The sequence below is a fragment of the Dictyobacter aurantiacus genome (assembly GCF_003967515.1).
GTDB lineage: Bacteria > Chloroflexota > Ktedonobacteria > Ktedonobacterales > Ktedonobacteraceae > Dictyobacter > Dictyobacter aurantiacus.
Genome location: NZ_BIFQ01000001.1, coordinates 2,250,030 through 2,266,396 on the forward strand (window position 1 = coordinate 2,250,030; position 16,367 = coordinate 2,266,396).

A 16,367-nucleotide genomic window follows, 5' to 3' on the forward strand; every position below is an offset into this window, starting at 1 on the left:
GCCTTTTTCAAGAAAGTTTCCCCGCATGCGGGATGCATTATAGCATACCCATCCTCTTGAGGCAAGAGGATGTTTTTTGGCGGGGCATAGCCCCTTTAACTCGCGCCGCCTGCGGCGGCGCGAGAGGAAAAAAGGGAAGGAGGCCGGGGGCACAGCCCCCGTACCCCCAGTCAGGGGCTGCCGCCCCTGCACCCCGCTTTTGGCGCCCCCCTGCGAGCCCGCTTCTTAGCGGTGGGCGCGGAGGGGGCGCGAGGTCCAGTTGGGACGCGAGAACCAGGGTGGACGCTGCAGCTTCTGGGGCCGGCTATCCTCGTCTATGGGCGGATCGCCGTGGGTCATCTGCCAGGTGGCGTAGAAGAAGATAGCCCAGCCCCAGATAAGGCATGGAGCACCAATGGTAATCAGGGCCTGACCTTCCCATACCCAGGACCATTGCCAGAAGTAGTAGCATACAAGGGCTCCCATCAGCAACAGGACCATAACAAGAATCTCCCGGCGGCTGCTGGTTATGCTGATGATGATAAGCGGCAGCATGAGGTACCAGGGCCAGTAGATGGGCTGTAGAAAGATCCATAAGAGGAGTAACCCTCCACTCCATTGCAGCAGGGCCTCAAATGTATCGGTAAACCAGATGGCGACAAACACATAGAGACACATAATCAGCAGGGCCGCCAGCGACCAGTTGGGCGCCTGAAACCAGCCGCGCATAGCAGGGGGCAGATGAACGGGCATACCCAGCACGGCCGCGTCGATTGAATTGATAGCATACCTCTGCCAGAAGATATCTCGGATGCCACTCACAATCCCTGTCACCCCCCAGTCCTGCCAGTATGGGATATAGGCCAGAAAAAGGACCAGCGCGGTAATGCCAATCATACCCAGGAAGGCGAGAAACAATACGGCACAACCGGACAACCATGCGCGACGTATGACGTACAAGAACAGGATCGGCAACAATACCAGGCTGCTCAGGCTGATCATGGAGGCCAGCAGCGCAAAGACCCAGCCGAGCAGGACGGCTCGACGCTGCAAGCTCAAGAGGGCGAGCAACATAAATGTAATCGTCAGGATCTCAGGATGCACATAGGCGATACCAAGTAAGAGCACCAATGGATTCCAGGCATAGAACAGGGTGGCAGAAATACGCTGCAGCGGTTTCTGCTCCGAGGTAAGAGACCAGAGTAGACTTACATTTAATAGATGCGCGACCAGCGCCAGCAGACGCCAGCCAAGAATGATACGTACGGGATCGGCATTTCCCAGCAGCGCGATAAGAATACTGATATCCATCCAGACCGGACCAGTAGTAGCCGGCGTCACAGCTAGATTGCTCTCCGTTGATAATTGTTGAATAAGCAGCTGTAGTGCGTCATGCGATAATACAGTAGTATGAGCTATATATGGATTGAGATGATAAGTTTCAACCATTTTTCCATAAAGGCCAGCCTGTAACATGCTCCGTGTCAGTTCATATAAATGTATCGGTGCAATGACCATGGTAATACCCAGCACAACACTGAGAAAAAACACGGTCGTAAAGATGGGCCGCAGATAAAGAGAGGCATTTTGCAGAATTATTCTACCCGCGCGATTGCCGACAGCAACCGCCAGCCAGAGTCCAAACAGCAGTAAACCCAGTAGCAATAGCAGTGGAAAAAGGTAACCATAGAAGAACGCGGGCCAGGAAAAAGCAGACACATACGAGAACCAATCCAGACGCCGATAGAGCATCGCCAACAGCGGAAGGGTCCCCTCCCACGCCTGGCGCAGCGGATCCACCTGTGCATCGCGACCAGCCAGCCAGGGATAGAGCGCCAGGTAACCGATCTCCAGGCTCACACCTAATATGATGAGCATGAACAAAGTCGAGCGCCTCACCCTTCTCTGCTTCCGTAGAGCTCCACCGCGCACAGGATAGATAGCATAAGTATCGATAGCAGACATAAAAGCTGCTCCTTTGAATAAAAAGGATCGGCTGCACTCCTCATTAATTATGGAACGAGCCATCAAACACTTGGGGATTGCGCGCCGCCGCTTCGTTGCTGGCGGCAATGCTTCTGCGCGGAGTATATACTAACATTAGTATGAGCCATTATGCACAACCTGTCAATAAAGAACCATATGGCTGGAGAAACAAAACAGACTTTCCGCTTTTCCAATTTTCAGAAGTATAGAAAGAATAGGAAGATAGACAAGTAAACATTGTGTGTTACCACACCTCTATTGTCAGCCATGGAGTTCAGTGCTATAATGCGTGGTATTGATGGCTTCCGCAGGTCTCTGAGTCTGTTTCACATCCATATGTTAAGCATGCTCATTCAGCCTGCCATCGAAACGGAAGGCATCACTACTGCCCATTGTTATCAAGGGGCGATTTTATAACGAGGCCGCATTACTATAGACACCCTATACACCAGCGGCATCTGAGTTTAGCATCAACACAGGGTTGATGCTCCACCTGCTCTGGCAGAGTTGATCTGACCAGCAGCATACCCACAGGAAGGAGGTGGCTTCGTGAGTCGAGATTACGAACTTGGCGTAATTTTCAGTCCAGAAGCCAGCGAAGAGGAGACACGTTCCGTACTGGATCGTATCGAGCAGATCGTCGCTAATCATGGCGGTCAAATTGTAAAGGTTAATCAATGGGGGCGTCGCCGTCTGGCATACCCTATTGAGCGCCACCGCGATGGATTCTATGTTTTCATTGACATGGTTCTGACTCCTGAGACCGTGAGCGATATCGAGCGCACTCTAAAAGTTTCGGAGATTGTTCTCCGCGAGATGGTCCGCAAACGCGATCCAAAAGCTGTTCAGAGAGAGCGTGAAGAGCGGGAGGCCCGTGCCGCCGCCGCCGCAGCTGCTCCTGAGGCAACCGAAGAGGTTCCAGCCGAGGGAACAACTGAAGAGGCTCCAGCCGCAACTTCAGCCGAGCCAACAACCGAAGAGGCTCCAACCACAGCTTCAACTGAGGCAACAACTGAAGAGGCTCCAGCAGAGGAAACCGCCGCTGCCGAACCTGCCGCAGAGAGCAACGAAGAGCATATCGAAGCCTAGTTACGCCAGCCTGCTGGCAAACAAAGCATGAGAAAAAGAGACGTTTGGGTGCTTTCATTTGTCTCCATACTGTCAAACAGGGGTGGTATCACACGTCGAAAGGATTTTGAGTCATGAACAAGATTATGCTTATTGGGAATCTGGGACGCGACCCTGAAATGAACTACACACAGAACGGTACCGCCGTGACGAAGTTCTCGCTGGCGGTGACGCGCCGCAGCAAATCTCCCAGCGGTGAGCGTGAGACCGACTGGTTTAACATCGTCGCCTGGAACCAACTGGCAGAGACGTGTAGCAATTACCTGAAAAAGGGGCAAAAAGTCTATGTCGAAGGTCGCCTCGAGCAGCGCAAGTATACCGATAAAGAGGGTGTACAGCGCACAGTCATCGACGTGATCATCAATGACATGGAAATGCTTACACCAAAGAATCAGCAGCCTGGTAACGCAGGTCCTGATTATGGTGGCTCCGATGACCTTGGAGAACTGGATGATCACCCCTTCTAATTGAAGGAGAAAGACTGATGCAGAGACCATCAGGTCCACGTCGTGAGCGACGCGAGCGTGGCGAGCGCTCATCTCGCCGCAAAATCTGTCAATTTTGCCACGACCACGTACGAGAGATCGACTACAAAGATGCAAGCCGCTTCATGAAGCGATACATTTCCGATCGCGGAAAGATCGAGCCCCGCCGCAAAACGGGCACCTGCGCCAAGCATCAGCGTGGTTTGAGCACTGCAATCAAGCAGGCCCGCTTTATGGCCTTGCTCCCCTACACTGCAGAACATATGCGTGGGATGTAATAACTACTGTTACTTCCCGGCTTGTCGCTGATATATGGAGGGGCGGACACGAGAAGCATCGCTTCTGCGCCCGCTCCTCCAGGGGTCCGACCGGCTCGACATGGGAGAGCATTCCCCGATGGCACAAGCCTGGGATTTCCACGTTGGAGGTTTTGATGAAAAATCAAACGGCGCGTCGGCCTGTTAACAAGCGACCAACGCGTTCTGCCCAAACCAGAACATATACCAGACAAACGGCGGCGCACGTCGAGGCTCGTCGTGACGGTCAACCTCTTATTTTTGGCTGGGGAGGCCATCTCACAAAAACAGAGAAAACCCAGTTACAGCGATTGGCTATCTGGTCATTTATTGGTCTTATCGTTGCACTTGTCATCGTCGTATTTGTAGGCTACTGGATCAACCTGAACGTGATCATCCCCAATCAACCGGTTGCTTCGGTCGAAGGTCCCTCTATCCCCAAAGAATCCATCCCCCAATCCGATTATCATAAACTCGTCGCCCTCAATGGGCAATTGAGCGAGAACCAGATGAAAGGGAAAAATGGTTTGCGTGCCCAGGCCGACAACGCCCACACTAAATCAGTCAATGAGCAGAAAACGGTGGATGCAGACACAAAGACCGTCAATGACCTGACCACCAAACTCAAAGCACTGCCGGCCAATTCAAATCAGCGCGCCGACCTCCAGAAGCAGTTGGATGCGGGCAAGGCAAAACTGACCACTGACACCAAGATCAAGCAGGGGTATGACACCCAGTACAATAGTTTCTCGCAGCAGGAAACGCTGCAGGAACAGCTCTTTACGCAGTCACAGGTTGGCACAACCAGCGCACAATGGTTGCAGGAAGATATCGTGATCCGCAACTGGCTGAACAAGCAAAGCACCGATATCCAGAACAAAATCAATCCAAGCAGCGGCGCGGTGACCAAAGCGATGAACGATTTCAAGGCCAATCTGCCCAGCGACACCCCTTATAGCAAGTTCTTGAGCAGCTCTAACGTCAGCGATGGCGATATCCAGCAGATGATGGCCCTCAAGCTACGCCGCGATAACATGCAGAGCTACCTGGCCTCACAAATCACCTCACCGACGCGCCAGGTCAATGCGCGCGCCATTACTGTGGCCACCGCGAAGGATGCCAACACCATCCTCAACCAGCTCAAGGGAGGCGCAGACTTCCATAAACTGGCCTCGCAGAAATCACTGGACAACAACACCAAGTCCAAAGGTGGCGAGCTCGGCTGGTTGGCTCCCGGTCAGTACATGCTCGATGACGGCTCCAATATCGCCGCAACCGTCGATAACTGGCTGATGGATCCCGCGCGTACAAATAACGAATTCAGTCCCGTACTGAGCGAAAATGGCACCTTCCACGTTTTGCAGTTTGAAAGCGCCGATCCTTCACGAGCGGTCGATCCTGCCAAGCTGAAAGCATTACAAGGTAACGCCTTAAAGTATTGGATTGAGTCCCAAAAGGTTAAGGGAGTAAAGCTCTCAGATCCGGATACCAATAAGCTGTTCGATGCCTCGAACATGCCATCCTGGATCCCGGCTTCACCTCCTAGTCAGAGCACTCCTGGTGGTGCCCCAGGTGGCGCTCCTGGTGGAGTTCCAGGTGGCGCTCCCGGCACCAGCCCACAGGGCTAAGCCGGGGCAAGCCCCCCGAAGCCTTAACTTAGGGGTGCAGGGTCCTCCCTGCCGGGGTGCGGGGTGTCCCCGCCCATCCATTTCCCTCTCGCGCCGCCTGCGGCGGCGCGTAAAAAAAGAAAAAGAAGTTTTGCGGGGACACCCCACACCCCGGCAGGAGGGCTAGCCGCCCTCCTGCACCTCCTGCTTAAGTTAACGCCTATGGGGTACGCCCACGGTGGGGCAGACAAATTTTCTTCCCCTGGTGTTGCTTGAAGGCGGCACCAGGGGTATAATTTATATACCTCTGTATATTCTTTTTACTTCTTATTCTTATGAGAACCGCCATCGGCGGCGCACAACCGCACAATTGATAAGGAAATAAACAGCACCCATGACACTAATGGAAACCGATACCCGGTCGAAAATTCAATTACCATCATCGCTGTTGCAGGCAACGGAACCGATTCAGGCCTTGCTGGAGACGGCCTCTCTCTATCTCCATATACCGTTTTGTCATACGCGGTGCCATTATTGTGACTTCAATACGTTTGCTGGCCGGCTTCCCCTCCGGGAACCGTATGTGCGCGCACTGCTACAAGAGATCGAGATGGCGGGCAGCATGGCCCGGCATGAGAATGGTCACCGGCGTCGCTCGCGCACCATCTTCCTGGGTGGCGGTACCCCCAGTCTGCTCACCGTAGACCAGATCACGCGTCTGCTCCAGGCCTGTTTTCAATCCTTCGCCGTTGATGACAACGCCGAAATTACCATGGAGGCCAATCCGGGTACGCTCAATCAAGAGCAGTTGATCGGCATACGCAAAGCCGGTATCAACCGCCTGAGCATGGGCGCCCAGAGCTTTGATGCACAACTACTCAAGACCCTGGGACGCATCCACACCCCCGAAGAGATCGTCCAGGCGGTCCAGCACGCGCGCACAGCCGGCTTCACATCCATCAATATAGATTTTATGTTTGGCCTACCAGACCAGACCATGCAGCACTGGCAAGAAACACTGAAACGCGCGCTGGAGCTGCGCCCCGAGCATCTTTCACTGTACTCTTTAATTGTTGAAGAGGGAACGCCTTTTCATGATTGGGTGAATGAAGGTAGTATTATCCCGGGCGACGAAGATCTATGCGCGGATATGTATGAGTACGCGGACGAGCTGTTGAGGCAGGCAGGCTATGTGAACTATGAAATCTCCAACTGGTCGCTGCCTGGATACCATAGCCGCCACAACCTGACCTACTGGCAGAATCTGCCATACATCGGCATGGGGACCGGAGCCGCCTCTAGCTTCGCGGGGCGCCGCTTCTCCAATGAACGCGAGCCAACCGAGTATATCAAAATGATCAAGGCTCATCGCCTACCAACCGTTGAAAGTGAAAAAGTGGGACCGGAGCAGGCCATGTCTGAAACGGCATTCCTGGGCCTGCGTACCGCCATGGGTCTACATCTACCGACCTTTGAAGAGCGTTTCGGCATCCCATTCTCACGCTTCGTCGGTGATCGGCTGCAACCTGTAGAAGAGGCTGGCTTATTAGAACACGAGGACGGCTGGCTGCGCCTGAGCGCGCGCGGACGCCTCCTGGGCAACGAGGTCTTTGTACGCCTGCTGCCAGATTAAGCAAGAGGAATAGATACTTGGAATCATCATCTCAGCTATCAAGCGCCTGGGAGGTCTATCCCCGGCTGGACCAACTAGATGCCAGCATTTTTGGCGCCGCAGAGGCCGCTGGCATCACCTCCGTCCAGGCACAACTGCTATATAATCGTGGGCTCAAAACCGTGAGCGAGATGAGCGCCTTCATCCGCGCCTCATACCAGCAGACCCGTGATCCCTTGACGTTGATCGACATGCCGCGCGCCCTGGCCCGCATCCGCCAGGCCCTCGACCAGCAAGAGCATATCACGGTCTATGGCGATTACGATGCCGATGGGGTCACCTCATCCGCGCTCCTCTACCGCGCCCTGCGCCAGTTAAAACGGCCTGGTGCCATCCTGGACTATCATATTCCTAACCGCCTGCGCGATGGCTGCGGTCTGAACCTGGCCGCTCTGGATATGCTGAAGGAACGCGGCACACAGCTGATCATCACCACCGATTGCGCCAGCTCGGATGTCGAGCAGGTAAAATATGCCAATCAGTTGGAGATCGATGTCATTATCACGGACCATCACCATCCACCGGCCGAACTTCCAACGGCCTATGCCATGGTCAATCCATGGCGTCCAGACAGCCAATACGGCGAGCGTTACCTTTGTGGGGTAGGGATAGCCTTCAAGCTGACACAGGCCCTCTATCGGGCTTATAATCGCCCTGAGAACGATGAACAGGCATTGCTGGATCTCGTTGCCATAGGAACCGTCGCGGACATCGCTCCCTTGCTGGGTGAGAACCATACCTATGTACGTATGGGCTTAGAGCGTCTGAACACGACCGACAAGCCAGGGCTGAGAGCCCTGATTCGCAATGCCAATCTGCAGCCAGGCAAGATACGCGAGCGCGATATCGCCTTCGGGATTGCTCCCTGCATCAACGCCGCCGGTCGTATGAAGGAGGCCAGCATCGCTTTTGAACTGATGGTAACGGATGATCCCGCCGAGGCCGATCAGATCGCAGATGATCTGCGGCAACTCAATCTGCAGCGCCAGCAAGAGACCGAGACGCTGATGCGCCATGTGCGCGAGCAGGCCGCCAATAATCCTGATCACGCAGTCGTCATGGTTGACGGCAACGATTGGCACGAAGGGATCATCGGCCTCGTCGCGGGCAAGCTGGCCGAAGAGCTCAGCAAGCCGGTCCTGGTGCTGAGCAATGATCTGAAAACCGGTTTCAGCCGGGGCTCGGCCCGCAGCCAGAAAGGCTTTAACATCATCGAGGCCCTGCGCGGCTTCGCATCTCAATTAGAACGTTACGGAGGACACGCCCAGGCCGCTGGCTTCACTATTGCCAGTAAACGTATCGACTTGCTGCGTGGCCACCTGCTGGAATGGAAGAAAAACGGCGGCCCAGCGGAGAAACCCGCCATGATCGAGGGCACCGACCTGCCAGATCCTACCGGCATCGTGACCGAGCAAGAAAGCAGCGAAACAGCGCCCGCGCTAATGCCACGCATGATAGATCTGACCCTCACCCAATCCAGATTCCTGAACTATGCAGCCTATGAAAAGCTGCGCGAACTGGCACCATTTGGCGCCGGCAATCCCGAGCCAATCTTCAAAATGGAAAAGGTCAATCTGCTAGGGATACGCACCAGTGGTCCCAACCGTCAGAACTTACTATTTCGCCTCGCTTTCTCCCAACCGGAGAATCAGCAACGCCATGACTGGATACTGAACGGCATCTATACACGGGGAGCGGCTGAACTTCCACGCTTCAAAAATGTCCACGCCGTCAACATCATCTTCCACCTGAATGCCTCAGAAAACGACAACAAAACGGAAACATGGCTCAAAATCCTCGACGTACAACCATCCCTATAGGTGCCGAGCTCGCCTCGACTTAAACGAAATCGGAGGACCATAGCTGGTCCCCCGATTTCGTTTAGTATCACGTATGCAAAGCAGACATACAAAAAAATCATTCAAGTGAATATTCCGTGTTTCAAACGCGACACAATTTTTCAAGCAGAGAAAAAATGCGCTGCTCATATGCTAGGGATAAATGCCACGCAACTCGGTTGCCTCCGCGACACGGCTGACTGCCAGCAGGTAGGCACCCATGCGCAGATTTGTTTCCTGGTTGATTGATTTCTCAAGCACAGCATTAAAAGAACGCGTCATAATCGTTTCAAGGCGTTGATTAATTTCTTTTTCAGACCAGAAGAAATGTTGCAGATCCTGTACCCATTCAAAGTAGCTAACAGTAACGCCGCCCGCATTGGCCAGAATATCCGGTACAATCAGCACACCGTTATCGTTCAAGATGCGATCGGCCTCATTGGTGGTAGGACCATTGGCAGCTTCAACGACCAGGCGCGCCTGCACGCGGTCAGCATTCTCTTTGGTCAGCTGATTCTCCAGGGCCGCCGGGATCAAGATATCGCAGGGAAGCTCTAATAATTCACGATTGGTGACCGGTTCAGTCCCAGGCATGCCACGCAAACTGCCATGCTCACGAGAGAAACGCATCGCCATGGGAACATCGATACCTTGAGGATTATAAATGCCACCACTGATATCGCTTAAACCAACGATCTTGCAGCCCGTCTCATGTAAGAGACGTGCCGTAATGCCGCCGACATTGCCAAACCCCTGGATGACGACAGAACAACTTTCGGGAGACATATCCAGATGACGCATCGCAGCCAATGCCACCACCTGCACACCACGCGCAGTCGCGTCCAGGCGACCCTCACTACCACCAATAGCCAGAGGCTTACCAGTAATCGCCGCCGGTACCGAATAGCCCTGGTGCATTGAATAGGTATCCATCATCCAGGCCATAACTTGTGGATTGGTATTCATATCGGGAGCAGGGATATCGCTATTGGGACCCATCAGAATCGAGATCTCGGTGGCATAACGGCGGCTCATACGTTCGAGTTCACCGCGAGACATTTGATGGGGATCACAGATAACGCCGCCCTTGGCGCCACCGAAAGGGATATCCACAACCGCACATTTCCAGGTCATCCACATCGCCAGAGCGCGCACTTCATCGAGGGAGACCTCGGGGCTAAAGCGAATACCACCCTTAGCCGGTCCGCGATTGATGTTATGCTGAACGCGATAACCTGTAAACATCTGCACATCCCCGTTATCCAGGCGCACGGGAAAATTGACGATAAGTTCGCGTTTGGGGGCGCGCAACACATTGCGCATTGATTGGGATAGGCCGAGTCGCTCGGCAGCCTCATCGAACTGAGCCACGGCCACGGTATAAGGACTAATAACATCGACAACCATGATAAAAGGAACCTCCTCGGACCCGGCCTCTCGAGCCAGGCTGCTACACTGCACGAAAAAGCTTCATTGCTTCCCACTTCCACATGTTCAGTTCCAGGACAGTTACATGTGTTAGCAAACAGCCACCAACGTTGCGCACACGCGGCCTCCATGGCCGCCACAGCTTATACGATGCTGCATAGAATACTTCTAGAAGGTCTGCAGACCTCCCAGACGGCAACGCCTGGCTGACTGACTGCTTTTATAGTATCAATGGGAAAACCCGCCCATTTTGGGCGGGCTCGCTATATGATCTATATGACATTCAGTATATCACCAATCCTCAAATATGATCAAGTCAATAGACATCTATGTCATATGCTTTTTTGAGGGATAGATGCAGATTTTATGTTTATTGAGAGAACGCGAAAGCTCAACTGTTCGAACGGGTGGTCCGTAGACAAACGCCGTGGCAGTGCATATAATGAAAAGAAAAGGACACCTTCCATACCATCAGTCACAGGAAGGGGTTATGTACGTTATTTCATTGACGAGCTGTATCGTCAACGTTCAATGGCGAACAGAGGTGAATTTTTCCTATGCGTATCCGTGTAATTGGCGCCCCTATCGATCTGGGCGCAGATAGACGTGGGGTCGATATCGGTCCCCGAGCAATCCGTTACGCTGGTCTGATCGACCAGCTCCAACGACTTGGCCACAGCGTCAATGACGTCGGAAATATCAACATACCTTTACCCGAGAATCAGCCAACCGGCAACCCTCGTTTAAAATATCTGGAGCCCATTACCAAACTGGCAGAAGAGCTATCCGGCACGGTGAGCGATGCGCTCGAGGCTGAGGAGTTCCCATTGATTCTAGGTGGGGACCACAGTATGGCCCTGGGATCGATCAGTGGCGTCGCCCGTGTGCATAAAAACGTTGGCGTGATCTGGGTCGATGCCCATGCTGACTTCAATGTGGAAGAGACCACGCCATCAGGCAATATCCACGGTATGATCCTGGCCGCGCTGGCCGGACTCGGCGACCAGAACCTGGTCAACGTCGGTGGCTGGTCACCCAAAATTGATAAAAACAAGATCGTCATCATCGGCGCACGAGACCTGGACACAGGCGAGCAGAAGCTGCTCCGCGAGCACAACATCCACGTCTTTACCATGTCGGACATCGACCGCCGCGGCATCTCTTATGTCATGCAGCAGGCCATTGAGATCGCGGGCGCGGACAATGGTCCCATCCATCTGAGTCTGGACCTGGACTCGCTTGACCCACGCGAAGCGCCCGGCGTCGGCACGCCCGTGCGTGGTGGGCTCAGCTACCGCGAGGCCCATTTCGCCATGGAGATGATCGCCGAATGTCAACGCATGGTCTCTATGGATGTGGTAGAAGTGAACTCCATCCTGGACCGTGAAAACACCACGGCCCAGCTGGCCGTAGAGCTCACGCTTTCAGCGCTGGGCAAGAAAATTCTATAACTCACACTTTGGAACAAGGAGGAGACGATAAGTAGCAGCAGTGCGGCTTATCCACAATGATTATGGATGCAAAAATACTCTTTATGAATGGTGAGTACATCCCGGCTGAGCGTGGCTTCATTTCTGTACGCAGTCACGGCTTTGCCTATGGCACAGGGGTGTTTGAAGGCATTCGTGGCTATTGGAATGAAGAGCAGCAGCAGGTCTACCTGTTTCGCCTGCGCGAACATTATGAGCGCCTGCACCGTTCCTGCAAGATCATGCGCATCAACCTGCCCTACACGGTTGAGCAGTTGATCGAGCACAGCGTTGAACTGGTCAAACGCAACGAGCAACGCCAGGACGTCTATCAGCGTCCCGTAGCCTATAAGAGCGACGAGATCATCGGTGTACGCCTGCACGGACTCAGTGACGATTACATTCTCACCTCTGAGCCAATGGGCAACTACGTTGAGATCGGCGGCCTGCGCTGTGGAGTCTCATCGTGGCGTCGCATCGACGACAACGCCATTCCGGCCCGTGCCAAGATCTGCGGCAGCTACGTCAACGCCGCCTTCGCTAAAACGGAGGCCATCCAGAACGGCTTCGACGAAGCCATCATGCTCAACCATGAAGGCCACGTCTCCGAAGGAAGCGCCGAAAACATCTTCCTGTTCCAGAACGGTGAGCTGATCACGCCTGCTCCATCAGAGAATATTCTACTCGGCATCACCCGTGACACTATCATGCACCTGGCGAAAGAAGAGCTCGGCATCAACGTCCGCGAGCGCCAGATCGACCGCACAGAGCTCTACACCGCAGACGAGATCTTCCTCTGTGGAACAGGCGCCCAGATCGCCCCGGTCATCGAGGTAGATCACAATCCCGTCGGCAACGGCACCACCGGTCCCCTGGGCCAGAAGCTCCAGGACCTCTACTTCGACATCGTCCGTGGCCGCAACAACAAATACCACGACTGGTGCACCCCCGTCTACAGTGGAGTCGCCGCAAAAAACTAGTTGGAACAGAGCAAAAAGAAGTCCGGTCGATGGTTGTCGACCGGACTTCTTTTTGCTCTGTTCCAACTGGAATATTAACGCTTCGTATACTGTGGGGCCTTACGAGCGCGTTTCAAACCAGGTTTCTTTCTTTCCTTCATGCGTGGGTCACGCGTCAGGTAGCCAGCGCGGCGCAGGGCCAGCTTGAAATCAGGATTCAAGCGTACCAGGGCGCGAGCCAGGCCATGACGGATAGCACCAGCCTGGCCGCTGGCGCCACCACCAACCACACGAACGGTCAGGGTATAAGCATTGTTGTTCAGATCCAACGCACGCAGGGGAGCAGCCACTGCCGCCAGATGTGTATCACGCTGCCCGAAGTAATTAGGGGCAGTTTTGCCATTGATGGTGATGCTACCATCGCCGCCTGGGAAGAGGCGCACGCGAGCAACAGCCGTCTTGCGCCGTCCCATACCGTAGAAGTATTCACCTTTAGGGGTATCAGCCAAGGTAGGTTCTCCTCTTCTTTACTTTGCCTCAGTAAGCTGCTTCAACAACGTCTCTGGACCCTCCCAGATCGCAGGCTTCTGAGCCTCGTGTGGATGGGTGGGGCCAGCATAGATCTTCAGGCGAGACATCACCCGAGTGCCCAGGCGATTGTGCATCACCATGCCGCGTACGGCATGCTCAAGCGCGCGCTCTGGATGCTTGCCTTCCAGGGTCTGACGCAAGGTAGTCTTTTTCAAGCCGCCAGGATACTGCGTATGGCGGTAGTAGACCTTTTGATCCAGGCGATTGCCGCTTACCGCAATCTTCTCAGCATTGATCACAATCACAAAATCCCCGCTATTGAGGTGTGGTGTGAAAGTAGGTTTATGCTTACCGCGCAAGATGTGCGCGATCTGCGTTGCCAGGCGACCAAGCACCTGCCCCTCGGCATCGATGACATACCATTTAGGTTGCAGATCAGCGGCCTTGGCGCTATATGTCTTCATCATCGTTCGTTTACTCCAAACTTCTCAGGATAATCAACCCGTACCAGGCACAGCCCATGAGAGGGGGCCGCTGAACCAGGGTGCGTCTTCTCCGCACGTTGCACAATTTCAAAAAATTCTTCCAGACAGAGACGTTTCTGTCCCACCAGCAGTAACGTGCCAACCATTCTACGAACCTGCCCCGTGAGAAAGGCGTTAGCGGTAAAATCGCAATAAATGAGTTCGTTCGCCTCTGGGCGTGTGCAACGAGCCTCTAACATCATACGAACACAGGAATGTGGTCCCGGCTTGAGCGGATTCGAGACATTGGGACTATGCCCGAAGGCTCCGAAATCCTTCTCGCCCAGCAACGCCTGGCAGGCCTGATTCATCAGGTCAACATCCACCGCTTTAGAGCAATGGTAGCTATACCTGGCATGCAGAGCTGACGGCGCAAGGTCGTTCCAGATCGTATAGCGATACGAACGGCTCACCGCGCTAAAGCGAGCATGGAAGCGTTCCGGCATCACACGGACCCAGCGTACCGCCACCGTATTGGGTAAAACGGCATTCAACGCGCGTAGCCATACCGCGGGCTCACGTTGCAGCCGGGTCGAGAAAGTTATCACCTGACCACTTGCATGCACGCCAGCATCGGTACGGCCAGCCCCATTTACCACGGAGAAAGCCCCATCCGAGACGCGAGAGATCGCGCTCTCCAGGGCCCCCTGCACCGTAGGTCCATGGTTCACCGCCTGGCGCTGGAAACCGCGGAAATCGGTACCATCATACTCAATACCACAAGCAATGTTCATACGTTAATGTTCAATGTTCCAGGGATAGACGCGCCAAACCCGGTTCCGCGCTACCTGTATCCCTCTTTATACCAGGGCGATCTGCGCGATTTCGGCGGCGTCACCTTTGCGGCGGCCCAACTTCGTAATACGGGTATAGCCACCAGGACGACCGAGATAACGAGGAGCCAGCTCTTCAAACATCTTTTTGACGACCAGCTCATCGGGCAGGGAGCTCAAGATCTGACGGCGGGCGTGCAGTTCAATCACCATCGCCTCGTAAGCAGCCTTCAAAGCTTTCTCAGCCTCATTCTCATTCGGGAAAATGGCCAGCAGTTCTTCGCGGCGTGCTTTCAGCTTGTCTTCCTGAAATTTGCGACCCTTATCGGTTAAAGGAGCCTTCTGCTGCCGCGCACGCTCCTCATTTGAAGCCACGCTGTGCTGCAATGAGAAACGGCCCTTGCGAGCGAACTCCAGGACTCTGGTCGCCTGATCTTCATTAGATACCACTGCGGCCAGGTGCTTACGGGCTTCTTCACGCCCCTTCACCGCCACAGAAATCAACTTTTCAGCTTCACCACGGATCGCGCGAGCGCGTGCCTCGGTGGTCTGGATACGGTCATAACGGATGAGACCTGCCATCAAGTTACGACGTGCAGACCGCCGACGCGGCTCTGGCATATTCATCCGGTTGCCGGCAATTCGGTGCCTCACCTTATTCCTCCATTTCGTGATCGCCGTCCAAATCGGCTCCGACGGTGCTCGTGCGCGGATTAGGCAGGAAGTTTCGTGCAAGTAGGCGCTCACGCAGCTCCTGCAAACTCTTCTCACCGAAATTGCGTACACCCAGTAGATCTTCCTCGTTCATCGAAAGGACCTGACCAACCTTCGTGATATTGCTACGCTTCAAACAGTTGTAAGCGCGCACCGAGAGATCAAGTTCCTCGATGGGAGTATCATAGATCTTCTGTGGGATGGGCAAGCTGCTCAAAGATACCGGTTCAGTCTCAGGTACCTGAGCGCGATAATTGGCGAGCAGAGTAAAATGCCGCACCAGAATATCCGCACTTTGACGCAACGCCTCATCGGGCGTAATCGTACCATCCGTCGTAATTTCAAGAACAATTTTATCGAAGTTTGTCATCTGCCCCACACGAGTGTGCTCGACGGTATAGTTTACCTTCTGCACAGGCGTGTAGATTGCATCGACTGGAATTACCCCAATAGGCTGATCCTCTTTTGAGTCGGCAGGAACATAGCCTCTACCGGTCTCAACGACCAGCTCCATATCGAGGCGAGCATTGTCATTGTCGAGGGTTGCAATATGCAATTCCGGATTAACAATCTCTACCGTGCTAGGAGCGATGATATCGGCTGCCGTCACCTCACGCTCGCCGCTCACTTCCAGACGCATCGAAACGGGATGGTCTGAGAAGGAGCGCAGGCGAAGACGTTTGACATTCAACACAATATCGGTCACATCTTCCATCACGTTAGGGACGTCCTGGAACTCGTGTTGCACACCCTCGATCCGAATAGAGGTGACAGCCGCGCCGGGCAATGAAGACAGCAATACACGCCGCAACGAATTACCCAGGGTCATACCATACCCAGCCTCTAACGGCTCTATATCATAACTCGCATAATTACCCTGTGTTTTTGTGCTTTTTATGCGAGGTAGTGCAATATCTAGCAAGGTTCTAACCTGCCTTTCTTTTTCTACCAGGTTCTTCAAAAATGCTCACATGACCT

General features: G+C 54.0%; 15 protein-coding genes. 8 read left to right on the plus strand and 7 right to left on the minus strand.

Annotated features, from left to right (window positions below; translation table 11 throughout):
- Window positions 1–225 precede the first annotated feature (225 nt).
- Window positions 226–1,944, minus strand: a complete 1,719-nt coding sequence (locus tag KTT_RS09045) for an MptA/MptB family glycosyltransferase (RefSeq protein WP_126595670.1) — start codon at window positions 1,942–1,944, stop codon at window positions 226–228.
- Between the two features lie 570 nt (window positions 1,945–2,514).
- Here KTT_RS09045 and rpsF point away from each other — a divergent pair.
- The 6 genes from rpsF to recJ all read left to right on the plus strand — a co-directional run bounded on the left by rpsF (window position 2,515) and on the right by recJ (window position 8,973).
- Window positions 2,515–3,054: a 30S ribosomal protein S6 gene (gene rpsF / locus KTT_RS09050; RefSeq protein ID WP_126595671.1), complete on the plus strand. Its 540-nt coding sequence runs from the start codon at window positions 2,515–2,517 to the stop codon at window positions 3,052–3,054.
- A 113-nt stretch (window positions 3,055–3,167) separates the two neighbouring features.
- Complete coding sequence (locus tag KTT_RS09055) at window positions 3,168–3,560, plus strand: single-stranded DNA-binding protein (protein ID WP_126595672.1); 393 nt, start codon at window positions 3,168–3,170, stop codon at window positions 3,558–3,560.
- 17 nt (window positions 3,561–3,577) lie between these two features.
- Window positions 3,578–3,856, plus strand: coding sequence for a 30S ribosomal protein S18 (gene rpsR, locus KTT_RS09060; RefSeq protein WP_126549923.1), 279 nt, complete (start codon window positions 3,578–3,580; stop codon window positions 3,854–3,856).
- Window positions 3,857–4,011: 155 nt separating this feature from the next.
- Entirely contained in the window at window positions 4,012–5,502 is a 1,491-nt protein-coding gene (locus KTT_RS09065; RefSeq protein ID WP_126595673.1) for a peptidylprolyl isomerase, read from the plus strand.
- A gap of 373 nt (window positions 5,503–5,875) precedes the next feature.
- Complete coding sequence (gene hemW, locus KTT_RS09070) at window positions 5,876–7,114, plus strand: radical SAM family heme chaperone HemW (protein ID WP_126595674.1); 1,239 nt, start codon at window positions 5,876–5,878, stop codon at window positions 7,112–7,114.
- Window positions 7,115–7,131: 17 nt separating this feature from the next.
- On the plus strand, window positions 7,132–8,973 hold the full coding sequence (gene recJ / locus KTT_RS09075; RefSeq protein WP_160145757.1) for a single-stranded-DNA-specific exonuclease RecJ: 1,842 nt from the start codon (window positions 7,132–7,134) through the stop codon (window positions 8,971–8,973).
- Between the two features lie 171 nt (window positions 8,974–9,144).
- Here the strand turns inward: recJ and KTT_RS09080 are convergent, their stop codons facing one another.
- The gene (locus KTT_RS09080; protein ID WP_126595676.1) at window positions 9,145–10,398 is read right to left on the minus strand and encodes a Glu/Leu/Phe/Val family dehydrogenase; all 1,254 of its coding nucleotides are present in this window, start codon (window positions 10,396–10,398) and stop codon (window positions 9,145–9,147) included.
- Window positions 10,399–10,976: 578 nt separating this feature from the next.
- Between KTT_RS09080 and rocF the strand changes: the two genes are divergently transcribed.
- Window positions 10,977–11,870 carry an arginase gene (gene rocF / locus KTT_RS09085; protein ID WP_174844783.1) on the plus strand — a complete coding sequence of 298 codons (894 nt, stop codon included), beginning with the start codon at window positions 10,977–10,979 and terminating at the stop codon, window positions 11,868–11,870.
- A gap of 62 nt (window positions 11,871–11,932) precedes the next feature.
- Window positions 11,933–12,868: a branched-chain amino acid transaminase gene (locus KTT_RS09090; RefSeq protein WP_126595678.1), complete on the plus strand. Its 936-nt coding sequence runs from the start codon at window positions 11,933–11,935 to the stop codon at window positions 12,866–12,868.
- Window positions 12,869–12,942: 74 nt separating this feature from the next.
- On the opposite strand, the gene rpsI is transcribed toward KTT_RS09090, so the two are convergent.
- The 5 genes from rpsI to KTT_RS09115 form a co-directional block, all read right to left on the minus strand.
- Window positions 12,943–13,320, minus strand: a complete 378-nt coding sequence (rpsI, locus tag KTT_RS09095; protein ID WP_126599511.1) for a 30S ribosomal protein S9 — start codon at window positions 13,318–13,320, stop codon at window positions 12,943–12,945.
- A 54-nt stretch (window positions 13,321–13,374) separates the two neighbouring features.
- Window positions 13,375–13,842 carry a 50S ribosomal protein L13 gene (gene rplM, locus KTT_RS09100; RefSeq protein ID WP_174844801.1) on the minus strand — a complete coding sequence of 156 codons (468 nt, stop codon included), beginning with the start codon at window positions 13,840–13,842 and terminating at the stop codon, window positions 13,375–13,377.
- Entirely contained in the window at window positions 13,842–14,636 is a 795-nt protein-coding gene (gene truA / locus KTT_RS09105; RefSeq protein WP_126595680.1) for a tRNA pseudouridine(38-40) synthase TruA, read from the minus strand. Before truA ends, rplM begins: the two co-directional genes overlap by 1 nt.
- 66 nt (window positions 14,637–14,702) lie before the next feature.
- Window positions 14,703–15,329, minus strand: a complete 627-nt coding sequence (locus tag KTT_RS09110; RefSeq protein ID WP_174844784.1) for a bL17 family ribosomal protein — start codon at window positions 15,327–15,329, stop codon at window positions 14,703–14,705.
- Between the two features lies 1 nt (window position 15,330).
- The gene (locus KTT_RS09115) at window positions 15,331–16,350 is read right to left on the minus strand and encodes a DNA-directed RNA polymerase subunit alpha (protein WP_307720640.1); all 1,020 of its coding nucleotides are present in this window, start codon (window positions 16,348–16,350) and stop codon (window positions 15,331–15,333) included.
- Window positions 16,351–16,367 lie beyond the last annotated feature (17 nt).